Here is a 19942-nt window from a genome sequence, read left to right as displayed (position 1 = left end):
GCATGTCAGATACAAATTCTTCCCGAGTGGATACCTACAAGCGGCTTTTAAAATACGCCGTGCCCTTTCGTCTGGGCCTGGCTCTGGCCATTGTGGGTATGGTGGCCAACGCCGGTTTTGAAGCCCTCTTTGCGCGCCTGATGGGCCCCTTTTTAGACACTTCCTTTGGTACCGGCCAAGCGCAAACCCCCGATGGCGCGCTGAGCCCGGCGGGCGATATGTTCATGCTGGCGCCCATTGTGGTGATTGTGCTGTTCATTGCCCGAGGCATTACCTCCTTTATGGCCGACTATGGCCTGGCCTGGGTGGGGCGCCATGTGGTCAAGTCGCTGCGCCAGGAACTCTTTGAAAAAATTATCCGTTTTCCCATCAAAGAGTTTGACCAGACCACCGCCGGCACCTTGATCTCAAAGATCACCTTTGACGTGGAGCTGGTGGCCAACTCGGTAACCAAAGCGCTATTGATCTTGGTGCGCGAAAGCGCCTATGTGCTGTTCTTGGTGTACACCATGTTCAGCTACAGCTGGCAGCTGACCCTGGTGTTCTTTTTGGTTATTCCGCCTATCGCCTTTTCGGTGAAGTTTGTGTCCCGCCGTTTTCGCAAACTCGGTTTGCAAATTCAGGCCGCCATGGGCCGGGTGACTGCCAAATCGGAGCAGATGGTCAGCGGTAACAAGGTGATGAAGCTGTTTGGCTCAGAAGACATGGAAGCCAAGCGTTTTAGCGACATCAACAACCACAACCGCCAACAAAATATGAAGGTGCTGGCTACCCAGGGTAGCTCCGATGCCTTTATCCAGCTGCTGGCCGGTATTGGCTTGGCGGTGGTGCTGTACATCGCTGGTACCCTGGCCAACAGCGGTGAGCTGACCGTCGGCGCCTTTGTGGGCCTGGTTACCACCATGCTGATGATGATGCGCCCGATAAAGCGCCTGACCAACGTTAACTCCGAGATGCAGCGGGGCATTGCCGCCGCTGACTCCATCTTCCAAGTACTGGATAAAGACGTGGAAGTGGATGAAGGCACCTTGACCCTTGCCGAGCGCGCCAAGGGCAACATCGCTTTTAAAGACGTCACCTTCAGCTACCCCACCAAGGAAGAGCCGGCCCTTAAAAACGTCAGTTTCGAGGTGCCGGCTGGCAAGACCATTGCCCTGGTGGGTCGCTCGGGCTCGGGCAAAACCACCATCAGCTCCTTGCTGACCCGTTTTTACGACATCGACAGCGGCAGTATCTGCCTGGATGGCAACGATCTTCGCCAGTACCGGCTGCACGACCTTCGCCGCCAGTTCGCGGTGGTGAGCCAGCAGGTATACCTCTTTAACGACACTATCGCCGCCAACATCGCCTATGGCCTGGAAGGGGACGTGAGCCGCGAGGCCATCATCCAAGCTGCCACCACCGCCCACGCCATGGAGTTTATCGAGCGCCTGCCTGAAGGCCTGGATACCGTGATTGGCGAGAACGGGGTGATGCTCTCGGGCGGGCAGCGCCAGCGTATCGCCATTGCCCGGGCCTTGCTGCGTGACGCGCCGCTGCTGATTTTGGACGAAGCCACCTCGGCCCTTGATACCGAGTCAGAGCGCCATATCCAGGCGGGCCTTGAAGCGCTGCAAAAAAACCGCACCTCCCTGGTGATTGCCCATCGCCTCTCCACCATCGAGAACGCCGACCAAATTCTGGTGCTCGACCACGGCCAAATCCTTGAACAGGGCACCCACAGCGAGCTGTTGGAACGAGACGGCAACTACGCCGGCCTTTACAAGATGCAGTTCGGTAACTGATGGATTTTTGGTACCAAAACCCCGGTTGGCGCGCCTGGCTATTGTTGCCGCTGACCGGGCTTTTCTGGCTGATAAGCGCCCTGCGCCGCCAACTCTTCGCCCTTGGCCTTAAAAAGCACTACCGCCCCCCGGTGCCGGTGGTGGTGGTGGGCAATTTGTCGGTGGGGGGCAACGGTAAAACCCCGGTGGTGCTGGCACTAGCCGAAGCCCTGAAGGCTGCCGGGCTTCGCCCCGGCCTTATCGCCAGGGGCTATGGCGCCAAAGGCCCTTTCCCGGCCCTGGTTTCTGCTCAAAGCGAGGCCAATGTGGTAGGGGACGAAGCGCGGTTGCTGGTCAAACGCAGCAATCTTCCCATGGCGGTGGGGGGCGATAGGCGCGCCGCCATCGAGCTGCTGCTGGCTCATCACCACATTGACGTGCTCATTTGCGACGACGGCCTGCAGCATTACGCCCTGGCCCGGGATATCGAAATCGTGGTGATGGACGGCCAGCGGCGCCTTGGCAACGGCTACCTGCTGCCCTCGGGGCCACTTCGCGAAGGGGCCTGGCGCCTTGAGAGCGTCGATTTTGTGGTGGTGAACGGCAACGATGCCGGCGCCGGCCAGTTCGCTATGACCCTTAACCAAGGCCTGCCGCGCCGGGTTTGTGATGACAGCCCGGTACAGTGGCAGGCATTGCCAGAGACCCTCAGCGCCGCTGCCGGTATCGGCAACCCCGAGCGCTTTTTCCAAAGCCTTCGCCAGCGCGGTTATCAGCTGAGCGAGGCGCTCGCCTTTGGCGACCACCACCACTTTACCCAAGCCGATTTCAAGGACGTTCAGGGGCCCCTGGTAATGACTGAAAAAGACGCGGTCAAATGCCAGGCCTTTGCCCCCGAGCATTGGTATTATGTGCCGGTTGACGCCGCCTTTGGCCCTCAACTTTGTCAAGCGGTACTGGAAACTTTAAGGAGCCGTCATGGCCTTTGATAAGCGTTTGCTGGATGTGATTGCCTGCCCTATCTGCAAGGGCAAGCTGAAACTGGACGAAGAAAAAAGCGAGCTGTGCTGCAGCTTTGACAAGCTGGCCTATCCCATCCGTAACGACATTCCGGTGATGTTGCCCGACGAAGCGCGCAAACTGAGCCTGGACGAGGTGCTGCCTTGAGTTTTGTCGTCGTTATTCCGGCCCGTTACGCCTCTACCCGCTTGCCGGGTAAGCCGCTGTTGAACATCGCCGGTAAACCCATGGTGCTGCACGTGCTGGACAAGGCCAATGCCGCCGGCGCCGAGGCGGTTTGGGTGGCAACCGACGACGAACGTATCGAAGCGGCCGTTGCCGCCAGTGGCGGCCAGGTGATGATGACCGCCAAAGATCACGAGTCTGGCACCGACCGCCTGGCCGAAGTGGCAAGGCGCCTGGGGCTCGATAGCGACACCATTATTGTCAATGTTCAGGGTGACGAGCCCCTTATTCCCACGGCGGTGATAAGCCAGGTGGCCAAACTGCTGGCCGACCACCCCGATGCGGCCGTGGCGACCCTGGCGACCCCCATCCTTGACCAAGAAGAGGCGGTAAACCCCAATGCGGTCAAGGTGGTTACCGACAAAGCCGGTTTTGCACTGTATTTCAGCCGCGCCAGCATTCCTGCCCAGCGCGACAAGGTGCTGGCCGGGCAAAAGCCCGAGCTTGAAGGCAGCGCCCTTCGCCGCCACCTAGGCATTTATGCCTACCGGGCCGGTTTTTTGGCCCGCTACGCCAGCCTTGAGCCCAGCCCCATCGAGAAACTCGAAGCCCTCGAGCAGCTGCGGGTACTGTGGCACGGCAAGCGCATCATCGTTGCCGACGCCTGTGAGCTGCCGCCGGCGGGCATCGACACCCCGGACGATTTAGAGCGGGTTAACCGCTTGCTTAGCTGATAAAAAAGCCGCCTAAGGGCGGCTTTTTCATGCCGCTGTACCGCCTTTCCAGCCTGTCCCTTTCTCCGTGTTGTGATTGTTATTTTTGTATTACGATAATTTTAATTTGCGGCACCGATCCTTGGAGGGATCGCCACTAGGCCCGCATACCGAACTGCATCAAGCAGTGACAACACCACAATAAGGAAAAGGTTATGTTCAGCAAAAAACAGATACTGGGGCTGCTGCTGTTGCCCCTGGCAACCAGCGCTGTCGCCGCCCAGCAGGTGGATAACGGCACCTATGTTATTCGCAATAAGTTCACCGGTAAGGTGCTGGATCTGGTCAACGGCAGCGCCGCCGACGGCACCAACATCATCCAATACAGCCAGACCGGCGCCTCCAATCAGCATTGGCAGGTCAGCTATCTTGGCAGCGGCAACTACCGCATCACCAATGTGGCCGGGGGCGGCGCCGCCGAAGTCTATGACTGGGACACCAGTGATGGCGCCAATATCAGCCAGTGGACGGCCAACGGCCTTGCCATTCAGAACTGGCAGCTGAGCGATCAAGGTGATGGCACCTTCAAGGTGGTTAACGCGGCGACCGGCAAGGCCATGGAGGTGTACAACTGGGACAGCTCCGACGGCGCCAATGTCTCCCAATGGACCGACAACGGGCTGGATATTCAGCGCTGGGCTTTTGAGTCTTTGGATACCGGCGCCAGTTACCACTGGCCGCTGGCAGGGGATTTAGGTACCCACGACCCTACCGCCATGGCCGAGAATGGCACCTGGTACGAGTTTCAAACCGGCCCCGGCATTTACCGGAAAGTCTCCTATGATGGCGGCTTGACCTGGGAGCCGTTGCCCTCGGTGCTGCCAAACGGCCTTGGCTGGTGGCAAAACTACGTGCCGGACCAAGCCGGTATCGATGTCTGGGCCCCTGATGTAAAAGCCTATAACGGTAAGGTGTGGCTTTATTACGCGGTGTCCACTTTTGGCTCTAAGGTGTCGGCTATCGGGCTGCTGTCGGCGGACAGCCTTGCCAGCGATAACTGGCAAGACGAGGGCTTGGTGATCAACACCACCACCGCCAGTAATTACAACGCCATCGACCCCGACTTGGTCATCGACCGCGACAACAAACCCTGGCTGGTGCTGGGGTCTTGGAACAGTGGCATCAAGCTGACTCGCCTTAACAGCAGCACCATGAAACCCACCGGCAGCTTTTACGGCCTGGCGGCCCGCTCGGGTGGCATTGAGGCGCCGTCCATCACCTATCGAAACGGCTATTACTACCTCTTTGTGTCGACCGGGGTGTGCTGCGCCGGGACCGACAGCACCTATCAGATCCGTTATGGCCGCAGCACCAGCATTACCGGCCCCTATCTTGATAAAGACGGGGTGGACATGATGAACGGTGGTGGCAGCCTGCTCGACGGCGGTAATGCCCGCTGGGTGGGCCCGGGCGGCGAGGATATCGTCGGCAACAACGTGATTGTGCGCCACGCCTACGACGCCGAGGATAACGGCAACGCCAAGCTGCTGATAAGTAAGCTCAACTGGGATGCCAGCGGCTGGCCCCGCTACTAAATGAAAACCCGGCGGCGCCGGGTTTTTTAATGGGGGTAGCAAATCACATTATGAAAAGTCACCGGCAGCGGCCCGGGGTTGGCGTAGCCGTGGGGCTGGCTGGCGTCAAAGCGAAGGCCCTGGCCTCTTGCCAGGGGCTGCCACTGGCCCTGATGCAGCACTTCCATGGCGCCGTCGACGGGCACCACATGCTCGATAACCCCAAAAACGTGAGGCTCTGACTGGCGGGTAAAGCCGGGCGCCAGGGTGATGGCAAACATCTCAAGGCCGGTTGTCTTGTCGAAGGGAAACAAAGTCACCACCGCCATGTCTTGCACATCGGCCAGGGGGGAGGGGACGCCCGGTAGCAAAAAGGCGGAGAAGGAAATACCAAAGCCGGTGGCGAGCTTCCAGAGGGTGGCCACGGTGGGGCTCGACTCGCCCCGCTCAATTTGCCCGAGCATGGCCTTGGACACCCCGGTTTGCTCGGCGGCCTTGGTCAGGCTCCAGCCCTTGTCGGCCCGCGCATTTTTGAGGACCTGCTGAATTTGTTGGTTTAATGGATCCATGGCTTGTGCGCTATAACGCACGGGTGCTAGATTGTTGTGCGTTATAGCGTACAAGGAGCCGTCATGAGTCGCCAGTTTTTCTCTATCAGTCATTTGAGCGCCGGCTTGGTGGCGGTGGTGGTGGGCTTTACCAGCTCGGTGGCCATTATCTTCCAGGCCGCCAGGGCCGCTGGCGCCAATGAGGGGCAGATAAGCTCATGGATCTTGGCGCTGGGCCTGGGCATGGCGCTCACCTCCGCTGGCTTTTCCCTGCGCTACAAGGTGCCGGTGTTAACAGCCTGGTCTACCCCGGGGGCGGCGCTGCTGGTTACCGCCCTCAGTGGCCATAGCCTTGCCGAGGCGTATGGCGCCTTTGTGGTATCGGCGCTGCTTATTCTTGCCAGTGGCCTGACCTGCTGGTTTGAAAAGGTGATGGACCGCATTCCCATGCCCCTTGCCAACGCCATGCTGGCCGGCATTTTGGTGCAATTTGGCACCGGTATCTTTACCGAGCTGGCAGCCAGCCCCTGGCTGGTGGGGGGTATGTTGCTGGTGTATTTACCGGCCAAAAGGTGGCTGCCCCGCTACGCCATGTTGCTGGTACTGGTGGTTGGGGTGGCGTTGGCGCTGCTATTGGGGTTATTTCGCGGCCCGGCCCTTAGCCTCACCTTGGCTACCCCCCAGTGGGTAACGCCGCAGTTCACTCTCTCGGGCATCCTAGGGGTAGCGCTGCCGCTTTTTTTGGTGACCATGGCCTCCCAAAACCTGCCTGGCGTCGCGGTACTTCGCAGCCACCGCTTTGAGGTGCCCATCTCCAAGGTGCTGACCGGCACCGGCCTGATTAATCTGCTGTTGGCCCCGTTTGGCGGCTTTGCCTTTAACCTTGCCGCCATAACCGCTGCCATCTGCATGGGAGAAGAAGCCGGGCAAGAGCCGCGCCAGCGTTACAAGGCCGCCGTTGCCGCCGGCGGTTTTTACCTGCTGGCCGGGCTCTTTGGCGCCAGTATCGTTGCGCTTTTTGCCGCTATGCCCAAGGCGCTGGTGATGGCCCTGGCCGGTTTGGCGCTGCTGGGCACCATTGCCGGCAGCCTTAAAGGGGCGCTAGCCGATAGTGCCAGTACCGAGCCGGCCCTTATCACCTTTTTGGTAACCGCCTCCGGGATGTCGCTTTGGGGGATTGGCAGCGCCTTTTGGGGGCTGGTGATAGGCGGCCTTAGCCTGGTGTTTTTCAGCCGCCGCTAAGGGCCGCACCAAGGGCCGAGAAGTAATCGGCAAACGCCTTGGCGCAGCGGCGCCGATGCTCGCCTTCTGGGAAGGCGCCGTGTTTGGCGGCCGTGCTTTTTTGGGTACCGCTCACCAGGTAATGGTTGGTTATCTCGGCGCTGTCTTGCACCCAGGACTCAAAGGCGCGGGCCAGAAGCTCGGTGGGCTGGCTGAAATAGAGGCTTGAGCGCTGCTCATCAAGGGCGATGGCGCGGCGCATGTAATCGCTCGGCTCCATGGCGTCGCTACTTAGCAGCACCGTTTGTAACAAGGCGCTCAGTTTTTGATTTAAGGGGTGAGGGTGCTGGCGGCGCTCGGTCAGCCACAGGTGCGAGGCCAATTCCCGAGGCCCGGCGTCAGGGTAGAGATGGCGGGCGATGTGGTGGTCAAAGGCATGCCAAAACTCATGGGCAAGGGCGCCGGCTCCGGCGTTTTTAGCCAGGGCCAGAATGCGGGTTGCGGGCTCGTAGTGGGCCTGCACATTGCGCTGACCCCTTGTCCCAAAAGCCAGTTGCAGATTGCCTCTTAACCCAAGAAGCTCTGGCGGCACCTTCATCACCCAGGCCAGGTCGGCCAGGGCATCAAACACCAAATTAGCCGCCAGTTGCTGCTCTTCGCTGCTAACCCAGGCCCCCACCTTCACCCCCGCCAGGGCAAACTGCGCCCGCACCTCGGCAAAGCTGCGGTCCTCTCCCATACGGTAATCCGGGCCACGCCTGAAAAAGGGGCGGCTGATGCGCGAGGGCTCTTTCATGCCTTCAAACCTGCCTTTTGCAGGAAAAAGACCTTGTAAAACATCTGGGTATTTTTCCTTGGATCGCCAGCAAAGTTGTAGCGCCTTGCTATAACTAGTTGGGGATTTAACAAAGTGAAAACATGGAACGCATCAGCTTACCTCAACGCCTGACCGTTGCCCAGACACCCGAACTGTGGGAGTCATGGAAAGGTTTTCAAAAACAAGAGCTTGTAGTTGACGTGAAGGATGTGCATCAGGTGGATGTCGCTGGATTGCAACTGCTGTTGAAACTGAAACTGGCCAATCAACTGACCTGGGAAGCCCACTCCGACGCCTTGTATCAGGCTGCCAGCCTGGCCGGCGTCGAGGCCATGCTTGCCCTGCCAGGCCAACAAGAGGGACAGTCATGACCCGGATCCTTGCTGCCGACGACTCCGCTTCTATCCGCGAAATGGTGCAATTTACTCTGGAAAGTGCCGGCTTTGACGTGCAATGCGCCGAAGATGGCGCTAAGGCACTGGAGCTGGCCAAGGTCAGCCAATATGACGTGGTGATCTCCGACGTCAACATGCCCAATCTGGACGGCATTGGCCTTACCAAGGCCCTTAGAGCGCTGCCCGGCTACCAATTTACCCCCATTCTTATCCTCACCACCGAAAGCTCGGCCGAGAAAAAGGCCGAGGGCAAAGGCGCCGGCGCCACCGGCTGGATAGTCAAACCCTTCAACCCCGACACCCTGCTCAAAACCGTCAACAAGGTACGATAGAGGCCGCCATGGAACTGGACATGGAGCGTTTTCGCCAGATCTTCTTGCAAGAGTGCGCAGAGAACCTGGATGTACTGGAAGCCGAATTGCTGGCCATGGAAGCCGGCCTTACCGATGACGACGCCATCAACAAGGTGTTTCGCGCCGCCCATTCCATCAAGGGCGGGGCAGGGACCTTTGGCCTGGGTGAGATGAGCCGCTTTACCCATCATCTCGAGACCCTGCTCGATGAGCTGCGTAGCCACAAGCGCCAGTCGACGCCCGCGCTGGTGGCCTTAATGCTAAAAGCCACCGATGTGATTGCCAGGATGCGCGACGATGCTGCCGCCGGTGGCACCGGCCAAAGCGCGGATGCCGCCTCGGTCAGCGCGCAGCTTGAGGCGGCGCTGGGGGCAGAGGTGTCTGAAGTGGCTGCTGCCACGGCTGAGGCGGCAGATGACGGCCACAGCCCCTGGCAACTGGTGTTTACCCCTTATAGCGATATTCTTGCCAGCGGTAATGACCCGGTGCGGCTGCTGCGTGAATTGGCCGAGCTTGGCCTGGTGGCCAGCCAGTGCAATTTTGGCAAGCTCTATGACGACGATTTCGACCCTCAGCTTTGCTACCTGAGCTGGACCTTGACCGGCCCGGGAGACATTGCCCGCCAAGACATCGTCGAGATCTTCGACTGGGTGGAAGACGAGTGCGACGTTGTGCTGACTCGCCAGGCGCCAGCGGCTTCGCCAACGGCGCAAAGCGGCGCCGTTGGCGAGCCGCAGGCAGAGGCCCCGGAAGCGGCGCCTGCCACAACCTCAGCCGCAGTTTCAGCCGACAAAGCCGCGCCCGCCCGGGCCGTGGCCGCCGAGCAAAGTATCCGCATTGATATTCGCAAGATTGACCAGCTCATCAACCTGGTTGGCGAGTTGGTTATTACCCAGTCGATGCTGGCGTCCCTTGAAGGCACTGACGGGCTTGATACCCAGGAGCGCTTTGCCAAGGGCCTGTCGCTTTTGAAAAACAACACCAAGGCGCTACAAGAGAGTGTGCTTGGCATACGCATGCTGCCCATCAGCTTTGCCTTTAACCGCTTTCCAAGGTTGGTCAGGGACATCAGCCAGCAGCTGGGTAAAGAGGTGAACCTCAAACTGGTTGGGGAGCAGACCGAGCTGGACAAAACCGTGCTTGAGCGCATTACCGACCCCCTCGTGCACATGGTGCGAAACGCCCTTGACCACGGCATTGAGACCCCGGAGCTTCGCCGCCAGAAGGGCAAGGCGCTCGGCGGCACCCTGACCCTCTGTGCGCGCCACGAAGGGGGCAATGTGGTTATCGATATCCAGGATGACGGCGCAGGCCTTAGCCGCGACAAGCTCTGGCAAAAGGCTTGCGAAAAAGCGCTGCCACTAACCCGTGACCGGCGCCTTGACGAGCTCAGTGACGCCCAGGTGTTCGACCTTATCTTTGCGCCGGGCTTTTCCACGGCGGTGGCGGTATCCGACCTTTCCGGGCGCGGGGTTGGCATGGATGTGGTCAAGCGCAATATCAGCGAGCTGGGCGGCTCGGTGGAGATCCAATCCCAGCTTGGCCGTGGCACCTTGTTTCGCATCCGCCTGCCGCTCACCATGGCCATCCTCGACGGCCAGTTGGTGGCGGTAGGAGAAGAGCTTTTTGTCATTCCCCTTATCAACATTGTCGAATCGCTGAAACTGGACCCGCAATGCCTGCTAAAAGCCGGCGGCGGCGTGGTGTTTTACCAGCTTCGCCAGCAGATGCTGCCGGTGCTGTGGCTCTCTCAGCTGCTGGGTACAAGGGGCGAGCCGGGGGCGATGCCGCTTTTATGCGTAGTGGAAGCGGCCGGGCGCAAACTGGGGCTGGTGGTGGATGCCCTGTTGGCGCAGCAGCAGGTGGTTATCAAGTCGTTGGAGCAGAACTTTCGGCGTCTGCCCGGTATCTCCGGCGCCACCATCCTCGGGGATGGCCAGGTCTGCCTTATCCTCGATGTTCCTGCCTTGGTTGCCCTGCATGTGGGCCAGCAGGGCGACAGTGACGGCGTCAGCGCCGCCTAGGAGGCCACATGGAATGCCTGACCTTCGTGCTTGGTAATGAACGTTTCGCGGTGGATATCCTGCGGGTGAGGGAAATTCGCGTGTGGTCGGCGCCCACCCGGCTGCCGGCTGTCCCCGACTACGTGTGCGGGGTGATAAACCTTCGCGGCATGATAGTGCCCATCCTCGACCTTCGGCTGCGCTTTGGTATCGGCTCGGCCGAGGTAGACGCCAATACCGTGACCTTGATCCTCGGCAACGGTGAAGAGCGGTTGATGGGGCTGGTGGTAGACGCGGTGGCCGATGTGTTAAGCCTGGCTGGCCAGGACGCGGTGCCGGCGCGCCTTAGCGGCCACAACAGCGTACTGCCGTTTTTAGACACTCTTATTCGCCACCAGGGCCAGGTGATCGCGGTGCTGGATGTAGACGCCCTGATGGATCTTGACTCCCTGCCTTGCCAGGAGGGCGACCATGCAGCCTGAATTACTGACCTTTCTTTGCGCCAATGAGCTGTTTGCCCTGCCTATTTCTGTGGTGCGGGAAATTCGCGGCTGGCAAAAAACGCGCAAGGTACCCGATGCCCCCCGCCACCTTTTAGGGCTGGTGATGCTGCGAGAAGAACCGATGCCGGTGGTGGATCTCGGCTGGCGCCTGGGCCTTGACCAGACAACTATCGACACCACCACCGTGGTGATTGTGGTGCAGCAGCAACAAGGGCCGCTACTGGGCCTGGTGGTGGACGCCGTGGCCGATGTGGTGCAACCCGGCGATACCCAACTCAAAGCGCCGCCCCCCATGGGTAAACAGCTTATCCAGGGCGCCATCAAAGGCGTCATGGCCATCAACGACGACATGCTGCTGCTGTTGGATGTTCAGCATCTTTTTGATCTCGACGAGATCTTCACGCTGGTCGACAGCGCCCTCTCAGAGGAGGAGAGTCCCTCATGTCCGTAACCGTATCCATTAAAAAACTCGGTCAACTGTTCTCTCGCCAAAGTGGCCGCCTGGGCTCCCGGCGGGACGACGACAAAGGTATCAGCAAGGCCCATCTCAAGGCGGCGCTGGACTCCACCCAGACCGCCATGATGATTGTCGACAGAGACCTTCGCATCACCTACTTCAACCGCCAGAGCCTAGAGCTTTTCAAAAAGAACGAGAGGGTGTTCCAGAGCATCTGGCCGGATTTTCGGGCCAGCAACGATTTTCTGATGGGCCGCTGCATCGACGGCTTTCACAAGGAGCCGGCCCACCAGCGCAAGCTGCTGAGCGATCCGAACAATTTGCCGTATCAAACCGACATCACCATCGGGCCGCTCAAGCTTGAGCTGACCGTAGGTGCCATCATGGACGGCGACGGCCAGTACGTGGGCTCGAGCCTTGAATGGGCCGATGTCACCGGGCTTCGGCGCCAGGAAGGGGACATCGCCAGGCTGCGCTCCACCGTTGATCAGGTACAGACCGCCATCGTCACCATTGACCGGGATTTTCTCATTACCTATGTCAACCAGTCGTCCCTGGACCTCTTTACCAGCCACCAGGACAAATTCCGTAAGGTTTGGCCCGATTTCAAGGCCGAGACCAGCTGGCTTATGGGCCGCTGCATCGACGAGTTTCACCAGCGCCCGGAGCACCAGCGCAAGCTGCTGGCCAACCCCGACAACCTGCCGTATCGCACCGATATTCGCATCGACGATGTGCTGATTGAGCTCAATGTCTCCACCATCTTCGATGCCAAGGGCGGTTATATCGGTAACACCCTGGAGTGGCGGGACGTAACCGCCGAGCGGGCCCGGCAGCTGGAGGTGGGACGGTTGACCTCGGCGGTGATGGGCATGACCACCAACCTGATGATGGCGGACCTGGACGGGCGCATCGTCTTTATGAACCCCTCATTGGAGAAACTCCTTAAAAGCCGTGAAGCGGCGCTTGCCCAGATCTTCCCGGGCTTTGAAGTGGCCAAACTGCTCGGCGAGAACATCGACCGCTTCCACAAGAACCCGCGCCACCAGCGCGGCATCATCAACGACCCCGACCGCCTGCCCCACAGCGCCAATATCCGGGTTGGCGAGCTGGAGTTTGAGCTTATTGTGATCGCCATGCGCGACGGCGGCGGCAAGCATATCGGCACCGCCGTGCAGTGGCTGGATATCACCGAGGTGCAGGATGCCCAGCGCCAGGTGGCGTCGCTCATTGCCAAGGCTACCGAAGGCGAGCTGACCGAGCGTATCAATGTCTCGCAATACCAGGGCTTTATGAAAAACCTGGGGGAGGGCATCAACAGCCTCCTTGAAGCCATCGTGACCCCTATCAGCGACAGCATCGAAGTGATGAGTGCCATGGCCCAGGGGGATTTGAACCAGACCATGTCAGACCGCTTTGGCGGCGAATTCGGCCGTTTGGCCACGGCCGTCAACACCTCCATTGAGAACCTTCGGGACATGGTGGCGCAAATCAACACCGCGGCCGCCAAGGTGACCAATGCTTCCACCGAAATCGCTCAGGGCAATAACGACTTGTCACAGCGCACCGAAGAGCAGGCCTCCAGCCTCGAAGAAACCGCCGCCAGTATGGAAGAGCTCTCTGCCCAGGTGAAAAGCAGCGCCGACAACGCGCGGCTGGCAAGCCGCCAGGCCCAGGACGCCATGGGCCGCGCCCGTGACGGCGGCGAGGTGGTAACTCAAGCGGTTGACGCCATGACCGAAATCGAAAGCGCCAGCCGCAAAATTGCCGACATCATCGGCGTGATTGACGAGATAGCCTTCCAGACCAACCTGCTGGCCCTTAACGCCGCCGTGGAAGCGGCCCGCGCCGGTGAGCAAGGCCGCGGCTTTGCGGTGGTGGCCTCGGAGGTGCGTAACTTGGCGCAGCGCAGCGCCGGCGCCGCCAAGGAAATCAAAGCCCTGATTCAGGACTCGGTGGCCAAGGTGTCTCAGGGCTCCAAGCTGGTAGGCGATTCGGGGCACAGGTTGACTGAAATCGTCACCGCCGTTGAAGAAGTCACCAAACTGATGAAGGAAATCGACATCGCCAGCCAGGAGCAGGCCACCGGCATCGATGAAGTCACCCGCGCCGTTACCCAGATGGATGAAATGACCCAGCAAAACGCCGCCTTGGTAGAAGAAGCGGCCGCTTCTTCCGAGTCGTTACTGGATGAAGCGCGGCAACTGGTGCAGCTGATGGCGTTTTTCAACGGCGAGATGCTTGAGCAGACCCCGCCGGTGGTGGCTGCCAAAAGAACGGCGCCTGCGGCCAAGGTTAAAGCCAAGGCCAGTGCCAGTACCGCTAAAACCAGCAAAGCCAAGCTGGCCGATGAGGGTGAGGAATGGGAAGCCTTCTAAACCCGGCCGACGGCTTTGTCTTTACTGCCGAGGATTTTGCCTTTGTGCGCAGCCGCATCTTCGACATGGCGGGCATTAGGCTGTCGGACCAAAAAGACAAAATGGTCTACAGCCGCCTTAGCCGGCGCATTCGCGAGTTGGGGTTGGGGGATTTCTCCCAGTATCTGCGCTTTTTGGACAGCAGCCGCGACGAGCAGGTCCATTTTGTTAATGCCCTGACCACCAACAAAACCCAGTTCTTTCGAGAAAGCCATCACTTTGATTTTCTGGCAGAGCTGGCGGCGGGCCACAGTGAACCGCTACGGATTTGGTCGGCCGCTTGCTCAACCGGCGAGGAGCCGTATTCCATTGCCGCGCAGCTGGTTGCCCTTGGCCGGGAGCAAGACCGCATTCTTGCCACCGATCTCAACACCCAGGTGCTCCATACCGCCGAGACCGGCTTTTACGACATCAACGAGGCGGCCAGCATTCCGCCAGGTATCCTCAAGCAGACCTTTTTAAAAGGCACCGGCCGCCATGGCGGTTTGATGCAGCCCAGCCGCGCGCTCAGGGCAAGGGTGAGCTTTCGGCAACTCAACCTGATTGGCCCCTGGCCCTTCAAGCAGAGCTTTGATGTGATTTTTTGCCGCAACGTCATGATTTACTTTGATAAACCAACCCAGAACCGGCTGGTAACCCGCTTTTGCCAGCAGCTTAAACCCGGCGGCTACCTGCTACTGGGCCACGCCGAGGGGTTGGATAAATCCCAGCGGGATTTTGTGTCTATCGGTAAGACCATTTACCAGAAGGTAGCCGGGTGACTGTGGCAGTTAATTGTTTTTTCGACCCCACCCGGCAACGACTGATGGTCAAGGTACTGCCAGGGGAGTTTTACGTAACCGGCGGCGAAGAGCTGGTGGCCACCACTTTAGGCTCCTGCGTATGCGCCTGCATCTGGGACCCGGTGGCCAAGGTCGGCGGCCTTAACCATTTCATGCTGCCGGAAGACAAAGGCAGCATGGGGCCGCTGTCTCAAAGTAATCGATATGGCGTTCATGCCATGGAGAGCCTTATCAACGGCCTGTTGCACCTCGGCGCTGCCCGCAGTCGGTTGCAGGTCAAGCTGGCTGGCGGCGGGCGGGTATTTGGACAAGGAAATGTCGGCGATATGAACGTGGATTTTGTAAAACGCTTTGTGGCCCGGGAGCGGCTGGCTCTGGTTGGAGAATCCCTGGGGGGCCTTTACCCTCGCAAGGTGCTTTTTGAGCCGGCTACCGGTCTTGCCTGGATAAAGCAGCTTAAACGCCTGGCCAACGACACCTTGCAAGTAAGGGAAGAAGCGCTGGCTAAACGCGGCGCGGGCCAACCCAAGGCCGTGGAGCTGTTCTCATGATCAGGGTGCTGGTGGTGGACGATTCGCAGCTGATGCGGGCCCTTATCAGCGACATTCTGGAAAAGGACCCGGACATTACCGTGGTGGGGGAGGCGGCCGACCCTTTCGAGGCCCGCGATGCCATCAAGGCACTAAAGCCCGATGTGCTGACCCTCGATATCGAAATGCCAAAAATGAACGGCCTGGCCTTTTTAAAAAACCTGATGCGCTTAAGGCCGATGCCGGTGGTGATGGTCTCAACCCTCACCCAGCATGGCGCCGCCGTAACTCTTGAAGCGCTGGAGCTGGGGGCCATCGATTACGTGCCCAAGCCCAGTGCCGGCGCCACTTCGGCGCTGGTGGCCTACAGCGAGCTCCTTCGGGACAAGGTCAAGGCGGCGGCGTCTGCCAACCTGCAGCAGCAGCGCAGCCTGCCCAACAGGGCTACCTTTGGCATCAACACCCGCAAGCTCGACGCCATCTTGATTGGCGCCAGCACCGGCGGCACCGAGGCGGTAAAAAGGGTGCTGTGCCAATGGCCGGCCACCATGCCGCCCATTCTTATCGTCCAGCATATCCGCCCCTTCTTCTCCAGCGCCTTTACCCGCCACCTCGATAGCCTGACCCCCCTCGATGTTGCCGAGCTGGAACGGGACACCGCCATCAAAGCCGGTGAGGTGTGGGTGGCCCCCGGTGACCGGCACATGCGACTGGTGCGTAAAAACGGCAAGCTGGTGGCCCAGGTTTTTGACGATGAACCGGTCGGCCGCCATCGCCCGGCGGTGGACGTGCTCTTTGCCAGCGCTGCCAGCGCCGGCCCGGCCAAGATGCTGGCGCTGCTGCTGACCGGCATGGGCCGCGACGGCGCCGACGGCATGCTGGCGCTCAAAAACGGCGGCGCCACCACCTGGGTGCAGGATGAAGCAAGCTCGGTGGTATGGGGCATGCCAAGGGCGGCTTGGGAGCTGGGGGCCGCCAGTTTTCAAGGGGATTTGGACACCCTGGCGGCCCGCACCTTGGAGCTGCTCAAAGCCTAGAACAGCTCCACATCGTCGTCTTCGGCCTGAGGGGGCGGGGCGGTGGTCTGCTCCAGGGCGATGGCGGTCTTGGCGGCATCGAGCATGGTTTTGAGCCGCACTTGCAGCTCGCGCAAATCCCCTTCGGTATCGCGCAAGGTCTCGGCGCCTTTTTCGATAAGGCCGCTGAAAAAGGCCTCCTGCTGCTCGTTGAGTTCCAAGATGTGAAAGCTCATGCGAATTTCGTTGTTGAGATCGCCAATCAGGCTTTCCAGGCGCTTGTCGTATTGGCGAATGGTATCGGCTAGTTCCGTCATGGAATGCTGCAAGGCATCGACCATGTTGGACATGGTGCGCTGGCGGTGCAGGTCACGCCATTTGGCTTCCATCCCTTCCACCAGTACCGCCACCACATCCCGCAGTTTGCCCGATTCAATGTCATCCTGGGGCATGTCTTTGACCAAAAAGGACACATGCTGGTCGTTGACCATCAACCGGCTCTGGAAGGGGTAAAGCCGTCCTTCGCTTATCAGCAGTCTGAAGATGTTCTGCTCTATGGGGCTGACCGGTTGGCGGCAGGGCCCGAAAAAGAGCAGTTCGTCGTCTTTGTGAAAACACAGGCTCGCCTTGAAGGCAAAAAAGTCGGTGGCGGCGAAAAACAAATCCGCCAGTTGCTCCTCGTTCTGGCAGGCCATCAGGTTTTTTAAAAACTGGGTAATAAAACCGTACTGGGAGGCCTCCTTCATGGAGGCAAAGGCCATGGCCCGGGACTTGGCTTCCTTTTCACTCAAGCGCTTTTTGCTGGCCAGGTATTGGCTGCAATGCTCGACCCTTGCCACAAATTCGGCCACCGCAAAGGGCTTGGCGATAAAATCCGCCGCCCCTGCCTGCCAGGCCTGAATGCGTTTTTCCATGTCGCTGTGGCCCGAGACAAAAATCACCGCCCGGTGCTCTGCCACCAGTTTTGGGGCGAGGCTAATGCCGTCTTCGTCGGGCAGGGACAAGTCCAAGATGATGATGTCCGGGTCCAGCTCCTCACAATAGGCCTGGGCCTCGGTGGCATTGGCAACGGCAGCCAGGCGGGCGGCTTTGCCGTCCAGGATCTCCAAGGCCAGTTCACGAAATTGGGGGTCGTCATCCACGACAAGAATGTGGTTGTCCATAAGCTTCCCGTTTGTTGAGCAGAGTAACCAGATAGCCCAGCAGCCGGGTCACAGACACCGGTTTGCTTAGCCGCGGCAGGTGAGCCAGGTGCGGCGGCACTGAAAACACAAAACCGGACATCAGCAACACCGGCTTGCCCGGCTGACAGCGCATAAAGGCTTCGGCCAGTTCAAAACCAGACAACCCCGGCATTTCCACGTCGCAAAGCAGCAGATCAAAGGCGGTGTCGGCCATGGCTTTTTGCGCTTTCAGTGGGTCGTCAAAGGCGCTGATGGCAAAGCCGCGTAGGCTCAGTTGGTCGGCCATCACCTGCAACAAGTCGTTCTCGTCGTCCACCAACAGCAGCTTTTTGCCTTTGAGGGCGTCGAGGTGGCGGTCATCCGCTTGCGGCCGAGGTTGGCCGCTGGTGCTTTGCGGCAGCCAGATATGGATCTGGGTGCCTTGCCCAGGCTCGGATCGCACCTGCAGATAGCCCTTTGAGCGTTTGACAAAGCCATAGACCATAGACAGCCCAAGTCCTGTGCCCTGGCCCTTGGGCTTGGTGGTAAAGAAAGGGTCGAGAATTTTGTCCATGATGGCGGGCGCAATGCCTTCGCCGTCGTCGCTGACCCCAAACTCGACGTAGGAGCCCGGTTTTATTTCGGCTTCCAGGCTCGGAATATGGCTACCCAGCAGCACCGGCATGCAGCTCAGGCGAATGGTGCCTTTGTCGCCAATGGCATCCCGGGCGTTGATGGCAAGGTTAACGATGGCGTCGGTAAAATCGCCCCGGTCCACCTTCACCGAGCCGCTTTGGGTATCCAGTTCAATCTCCAGGGCAATGTGCTTGCCGAGGCTGGGGGAGAGCAGCTCTTCTGCCTCCAGCAGCAGCTGATAGGCTTCCACCTGCTCGTTGTTGACCGGCTCCTGGCGAGAAAACTGGGTCAGGCGGCGGGTGAGGGTGGAGGCGCGGCTGGCGGCCTTGAGGGCTTTGTCGACACTTCGCATGCCTGGGTGTTCGGCGTCCAAGCGCCCAGCCAGCAGCTCCAAGTTGCCTTGGATGATGCCAATGATGTTGTTGAAATCATGGGCAATGCCCGACACCAACTGGCCAATCAGCTCCATGCGTTGGTTGTGGGCCAGCAGCCGCTCGGTGCGGCGCTGCTCGGTGGTGTCGCGCAGGATAACCAGCCGGTAGGCCGCTTGCCCCGGCCTTATCAGCGGCGTGTGAATAAGTTGCAGGCTGTCGTCCGGGGCGCGCCGGGGGCTGAGCTCGAGGCTTTCGCCTTCGGTTTCCATCAGCTCAAGGGGCGTTCTGACGAAAAAGTCCCCCGGAAAGGGCATATCCACCAAGTTGTGACTGGGGCTGGCCAGCAGCTCCTTGGCGGCGCTGTTGGCCTCTTTTACCCGCAACTGGCCGTTTTGCTGGTGCAAAAACAGCAGCCCAAGGCTTGCTTGGTCGAAGGCTTGTTCGTAAAGCCGCAGCCTGTCCTCGCTGGCGCGCCGCGCCGACACGTCGTTGACGATCACCACAAAGCCGTCGTGCTGCATCTCGTGGTAGATGGGGGTAATGGAGAGGTTAAGCCAGATAGGGGTGCCGTCTTTTCGGTAATTGAGCAGATCGCCCTGGAACAGTTGGTGCCTCTCCATGGCCTGGCCAACCCGCTCCAGGGTCGCCGGATCGGTACCGGTGCCAGCCAGGAAATCCCGGGGCCGCTTTTGGTAGAGGTCATCCAGGCCATAGCCGGTGAGCCGCTCAAAGGCCGAGTTGAGCCATTCCACCCGGCGGTGCTTGTCGCAAATCAGGGCGCCGCTGGCGGTTTGGGCTGCCACCAGCGCCAGGCGGTGCATCTTGGCCTGGCTCTGCTGGTGGTGGGTGATGTCCTGGACCACTCCGAATACGTCGGTGACGGCGCCGCCGTCGCTGCTGACCGACACCCCTTTGACGCTGACGCGCCGCCACTGGCCGTCGGCCCGCTGGATGCGCCCCTGGAACTGGCGACGCACCGGCCCGGCGGTCACTTCGGCCATCAAGGCGCGCAGCTGGGGCTGATCGTCGGGGTGATAGTGGCTCAGGGTATCGTCGAGGGTCACCGGGTGGCTGGGGGGCAGGCCATGGATTTGATAGACCTGGGGCGACCAGAAGAAGCGGTTGTCCCGCAGCTGCCAGTGCCAATAACCAATGCCGCACAGCTCGTCTGCCATCTGCAAAAGGGTGCTGTCGCGCCCGGCGAGGGTGGTCATCACCTGCAACTGCACCTGTTGGTTATCGACAATGGCCGACAGCCAGTGGTGGTGATGCTCGTCTTGGGATTCCAGTACCGCCTGGTTGTGGCTGGCCAGTTGCAGGCGAAGGGCCCGCAGCACGGCCGTGGCATGGCTTTGAAAGCATTGGCGAAAGAAGGATTTGACCGATAAGGTCCGGGGCTGGCCGTCTTGCTCGAGGCAAACCGATGGCTGGCCCGGTTGCCAGCGCAAGGTAATGAGTTTAGGGAAAAGGCCCGCCATCGCATTCCGTTCCT

At 60.0% G+C, this 19942-nt stretch carries 19 protein-coding genes; 15 read left to right on the top strand and 4 right to left on the bottom strand.

The annotated features are described in order from the left end of the window. Positions 1–2 precede the first annotated feature (2 nt). The 5 genes from msbA to AC22G1_RS11275 all read left to right on the top strand — a co-directional run bounded on the left by msbA (position 3) and on the right by AC22G1_RS11275 (position 5256). Entirely contained in the window at positions 3–1784 is a 1782-nt protein-coding gene (msbA, locus tag AC22G1_RS11295) for a lipid A export permease/ATP-binding protein MsbA (RefSeq protein ID WP_487313469.1), read from the top strand. After that, a complete protein-coding gene (lpxK, locus tag AC22G1_RS11290; RefSeq protein ID WP_487313468.1) occupies positions 1784–2752 on the top strand; it encodes a tetraacyldisaccharide 4'-kinase in 969 nt (322 codons plus the stop codon). The genes msbA and lpxK overlap by 1 nt, the downstream gene beginning before the upstream one ends. Further along, positions 2742–2930, top strand: a complete 189-nt coding sequence (locus tag AC22G1_RS11285) for a Trm112 family protein (RefSeq protein WP_050659967.1) — start codon at positions 2742–2744, stop codon at positions 2928–2930. The genes lpxK and AC22G1_RS11285 overlap by 11 nt, the downstream gene beginning before the upstream one ends. Continuing rightward, positions 2927–3682 carry a 3-deoxy-manno-octulosonate cytidylyltransferase gene (gene kdsB, locus AC22G1_RS11280; protein WP_487313467.1) on the top strand — a complete coding sequence of 252 codons (756 nt, stop codon included), beginning with the start codon at positions 2927–2929 and terminating at the stop codon, positions 3680–3682. The genes AC22G1_RS11285 and kdsB overlap by 4 nt, the downstream gene beginning before the upstream one ends. 194 nt (positions 3683–3876) lie before the next feature. Next, positions 3877–5256 carry a family 43 glycosylhydrolase gene (locus tag AC22G1_RS11275; RefSeq protein WP_487313466.1) on the top strand — a complete coding sequence of 460 codons (1380 nt, stop codon included), beginning with the start codon at positions 3877–3879 and terminating at the stop codon, positions 5254–5256. A gap of 26 nt (positions 5257–5282) precedes the next feature. Here AC22G1_RS11275 and AC22G1_RS11270 read toward each other — a convergent pair whose 3' ends face one another. Continuing rightward, entirely contained in the window at positions 5283–5804 is a 522-nt protein-coding gene (locus AC22G1_RS11270) for a helix-turn-helix domain-containing protein (protein WP_487313465.1), read from the bottom strand. Positions 5805–5867: 63 nt separating this feature from the next. Between AC22G1_RS11270 and AC22G1_RS11265 the strand changes: the two genes are divergently transcribed. Further along, positions 5868–7025 (top strand): benzoate/H(+) symporter BenE family transporter, encoded by a 1158-nt coding sequence (locus AC22G1_RS11265; RefSeq protein ID WP_487313464.1) that lies wholly within the window; start codon positions 5868–5870, stop codon positions 7023–7025. On the opposite strand, the gene AC22G1_RS11260 is transcribed toward AC22G1_RS11265, so the two are convergent. Continuing rightward, positions 7012–7800 carry a CLCA_X family protein gene (locus tag AC22G1_RS11260; protein ID WP_487313463.1) on the bottom strand — a complete coding sequence of 263 codons (789 nt, stop codon included), beginning with the start codon at positions 7798–7800 and terminating at the stop codon, positions 7012–7014. The genes AC22G1_RS11265 and AC22G1_RS11260 overlap by 14 nt on opposite strands. Positions 7801–7922: 122 nt before the next feature. Between AC22G1_RS11260 and AC22G1_RS11255 the strand changes: the two genes are divergently transcribed. The 9 genes from AC22G1_RS11255 to cheB are packed head-to-tail and all read left to right on the top strand — an operon-like array spanning position 7923 to position 16298. Then, positions 7923–8192, top strand: a complete 270-nt coding sequence (locus tag AC22G1_RS11255) for a hypothetical protein (RefSeq protein WP_487313462.1) — start codon at positions 7923–7925, stop codon at positions 8190–8192. After that, positions 8189–8548, top strand: coding sequence for a response regulator (locus AC22G1_RS11250; RefSeq protein ID WP_050659974.1), 360 nt, complete (start codon positions 8189–8191; stop codon positions 8546–8548). Before AC22G1_RS11255 ends, AC22G1_RS11250 begins: the two co-directional genes overlap by 4 nt. An 8-nt stretch (positions 8549–8556) precedes the next feature. Then, positions 8557–10593, top strand: coding sequence for a chemotaxis protein CheA (locus AC22G1_RS11245; RefSeq protein ID WP_487313461.1), 2037 nt, complete (start codon positions 8557–8559; stop codon positions 10591–10593). 8 nt (positions 10594–10601) lie between these two features. Beyond that, positions 10602–11054 (top strand): chemotaxis protein CheW, encoded by a 453-nt coding sequence (locus AC22G1_RS11240; protein WP_050659976.1) that lies wholly within the window; start codon positions 10602–10604, stop codon positions 11052–11054. After that, entirely contained in the window at positions 11044–11526 is a 483-nt protein-coding gene (locus AC22G1_RS11235) for a chemotaxis protein CheW (protein WP_487313460.1), read from the top strand. Before AC22G1_RS11240 ends, AC22G1_RS11235 begins: the two co-directional genes overlap by 11 nt. Then, positions 11517–13910, top strand: a complete 2394-nt coding sequence (aer2, locus tag AC22G1_RS11230; protein ID WP_487313459.1) for an aerotaxis transducer Aer2 — start codon at positions 11517–11519, stop codon at positions 13908–13910. Before AC22G1_RS11235 ends, aer2 begins: the two co-directional genes overlap by 10 nt. Continuing rightward, positions 13895–14710: a CheR family methyltransferase gene (locus AC22G1_RS11225; RefSeq protein WP_487313458.1), complete on the top strand. Its 816-nt coding sequence runs from the start codon at positions 13895–13897 to the stop codon at positions 14708–14710. The genes aer2 and AC22G1_RS11225 overlap by 16 nt, the downstream gene beginning before the upstream one ends. Positions 14711–14712: 2 nt before the next feature. Then, positions 14713–15282: a hypothetical protein gene (locus AC22G1_RS11220; RefSeq protein WP_487313457.1), complete on the top strand. Its 570-nt coding sequence runs from the start codon at positions 14713–14715 to the stop codon at positions 15280–15282. Next, positions 15279–16298 (top strand): protein-glutamate methylesterase/protein-glutamine glutaminase, encoded by a 1020-nt coding sequence (gene cheB, locus AC22G1_RS11215; RefSeq protein ID WP_487313456.1) that lies wholly within the window; start codon positions 15279–15281, stop codon positions 16296–16298. Before AC22G1_RS11220 ends, cheB begins: the two co-directional genes overlap by 4 nt. Here cheB and AC22G1_RS11210 read toward each other — a convergent pair. Next, positions 16295–17440 (bottom strand): response regulator, encoded by a 1146-nt coding sequence (locus tag AC22G1_RS11210; RefSeq protein ID WP_487313455.1) that lies wholly within the window; start codon positions 17438–17440, stop codon positions 16295–16297. The genes cheB and AC22G1_RS11210 overlap by 4 nt on opposite strands. After that, complete coding sequence (locus AC22G1_RS11205; RefSeq protein WP_487313454.1) at positions 17412–19928, bottom strand: hybrid sensor histidine kinase/response regulator; 2517 nt, start codon at positions 19926–19928, stop codon at positions 17412–17414. The genes AC22G1_RS11210 and AC22G1_RS11205 overlap by 29 nt, the downstream gene beginning before the upstream one ends. Positions 19929–19942: the final 14 nt, after the last annotated feature.

It is taken from the genome of Gallaecimonas zhanjiangensis, from assembly GCF_057624825.1.
This window is presented reverse-complemented; position numbering and strand designations above follow the sequence as displayed.

Excerpts from the sequence above, each read along its gene's own strand:
- msbA (WP_487313469.1), top strand. The coding sequence starts at position 3 with ATGTCAGATACAAATTCTTCCCGAGTGGATACCTACAAGCGGCTTTTA.
- lpxK (WP_487313468.1), top strand. The coding sequence starts at position 1,784 with ATGGATTTTTGGTACCAAAACCCCGGTTGGCGCGCCTGGCTATTGTTG.
- AC22G1_RS11285 (WP_050659967.1), top strand. The coding sequence starts at position 2,742 with ATGGCCTTTGATAAGCGTTTGCTGGATGTGATTGCCTGCCCTATCTGC.
- AC22G1_RS11275 (WP_487313466.1), top strand. The coding sequence starts at position 3,877 with ATGTTCAGCAAAAAACAGATACTGGGGCTGCTGCTGTTGCCCCTGGCA.
- AC22G1_RS11270 (WP_487313465.1), bottom strand. The coding sequence starts at position 5,804 with ATGGATCCATTAAACCAACAAATTCAGCAGGTCCTCAAAAATGCGCGG.
- AC22G1_RS11265 (WP_487313464.1), top strand. The coding sequence starts at position 5,868 with ATGAGTCGCCAGTTTTTCTCTATCAGTCATTTGAGCGCCGGCTTGGTG.
- AC22G1_RS11260 (WP_487313463.1), bottom strand. The coding sequence starts at position 7,800 with ATGAAAGAGCCCTCGCGCATCAGCCGCCCCTTTTTCAGGCGTGGCCCG.
- AC22G1_RS11255 (WP_487313462.1), top strand. The coding sequence starts at position 7,923 with ATGGAACGCATCAGCTTACCTCAACGCCTGACCGTTGCCCAGACACCC.
- AC22G1_RS11250 (WP_050659974.1), top strand. The coding sequence starts at position 8,189 with ATGACCCGGATCCTTGCTGCCGACGACTCCGCTTCTATCCGCGAAATG.
- AC22G1_RS11245 (WP_487313461.1), top strand. The coding sequence starts at position 8,557 with ATGGAACTGGACATGGAGCGTTTTCGCCAGATCTTCTTGCAAGAGTGC.
- AC22G1_RS11240 (WP_050659976.1), top strand. The coding sequence starts at position 10,602 with ATGGAATGCCTGACCTTCGTGCTTGGTAATGAACGTTTCGCGGTGGAT.
- AC22G1_RS11235 (WP_487313460.1), top strand. The coding sequence starts at position 11,044 with ATGCAGCCTGAATTACTGACCTTTCTTTGCGCCAATGAGCTGTTTGCC.
- aer2 (WP_487313459.1), top strand. The coding sequence starts at position 11,517 with ATGTCCGTAACCGTATCCATTAAAAAACTCGGTCAACTGTTCTCTCGC.
- AC22G1_RS11225 (WP_487313458.1), top strand. The coding sequence starts at position 13,895 with ATGGGAAGCCTTCTAAACCCGGCCGACGGCTTTGTCTTTACTGCCGAG.
- cheB (WP_487313456.1), top strand. The coding sequence starts at position 15,279 with ATGATCAGGGTGCTGGTGGTGGACGATTCGCAGCTGATGCGGGCCCTT.
- AC22G1_RS11210 (WP_487313455.1), bottom strand. The coding sequence starts at position 17,440 with ATGGACAACCACATTCTTGTCGTGGATGACGACCCCCAATTTCGTGAA.
- AC22G1_RS11205 (WP_487313454.1), bottom strand. The coding sequence starts at position 19,928 with ATGGCGGGCCTTTTCCCTAAACTCATTACCTTGCGCTGGCAACCGGGC.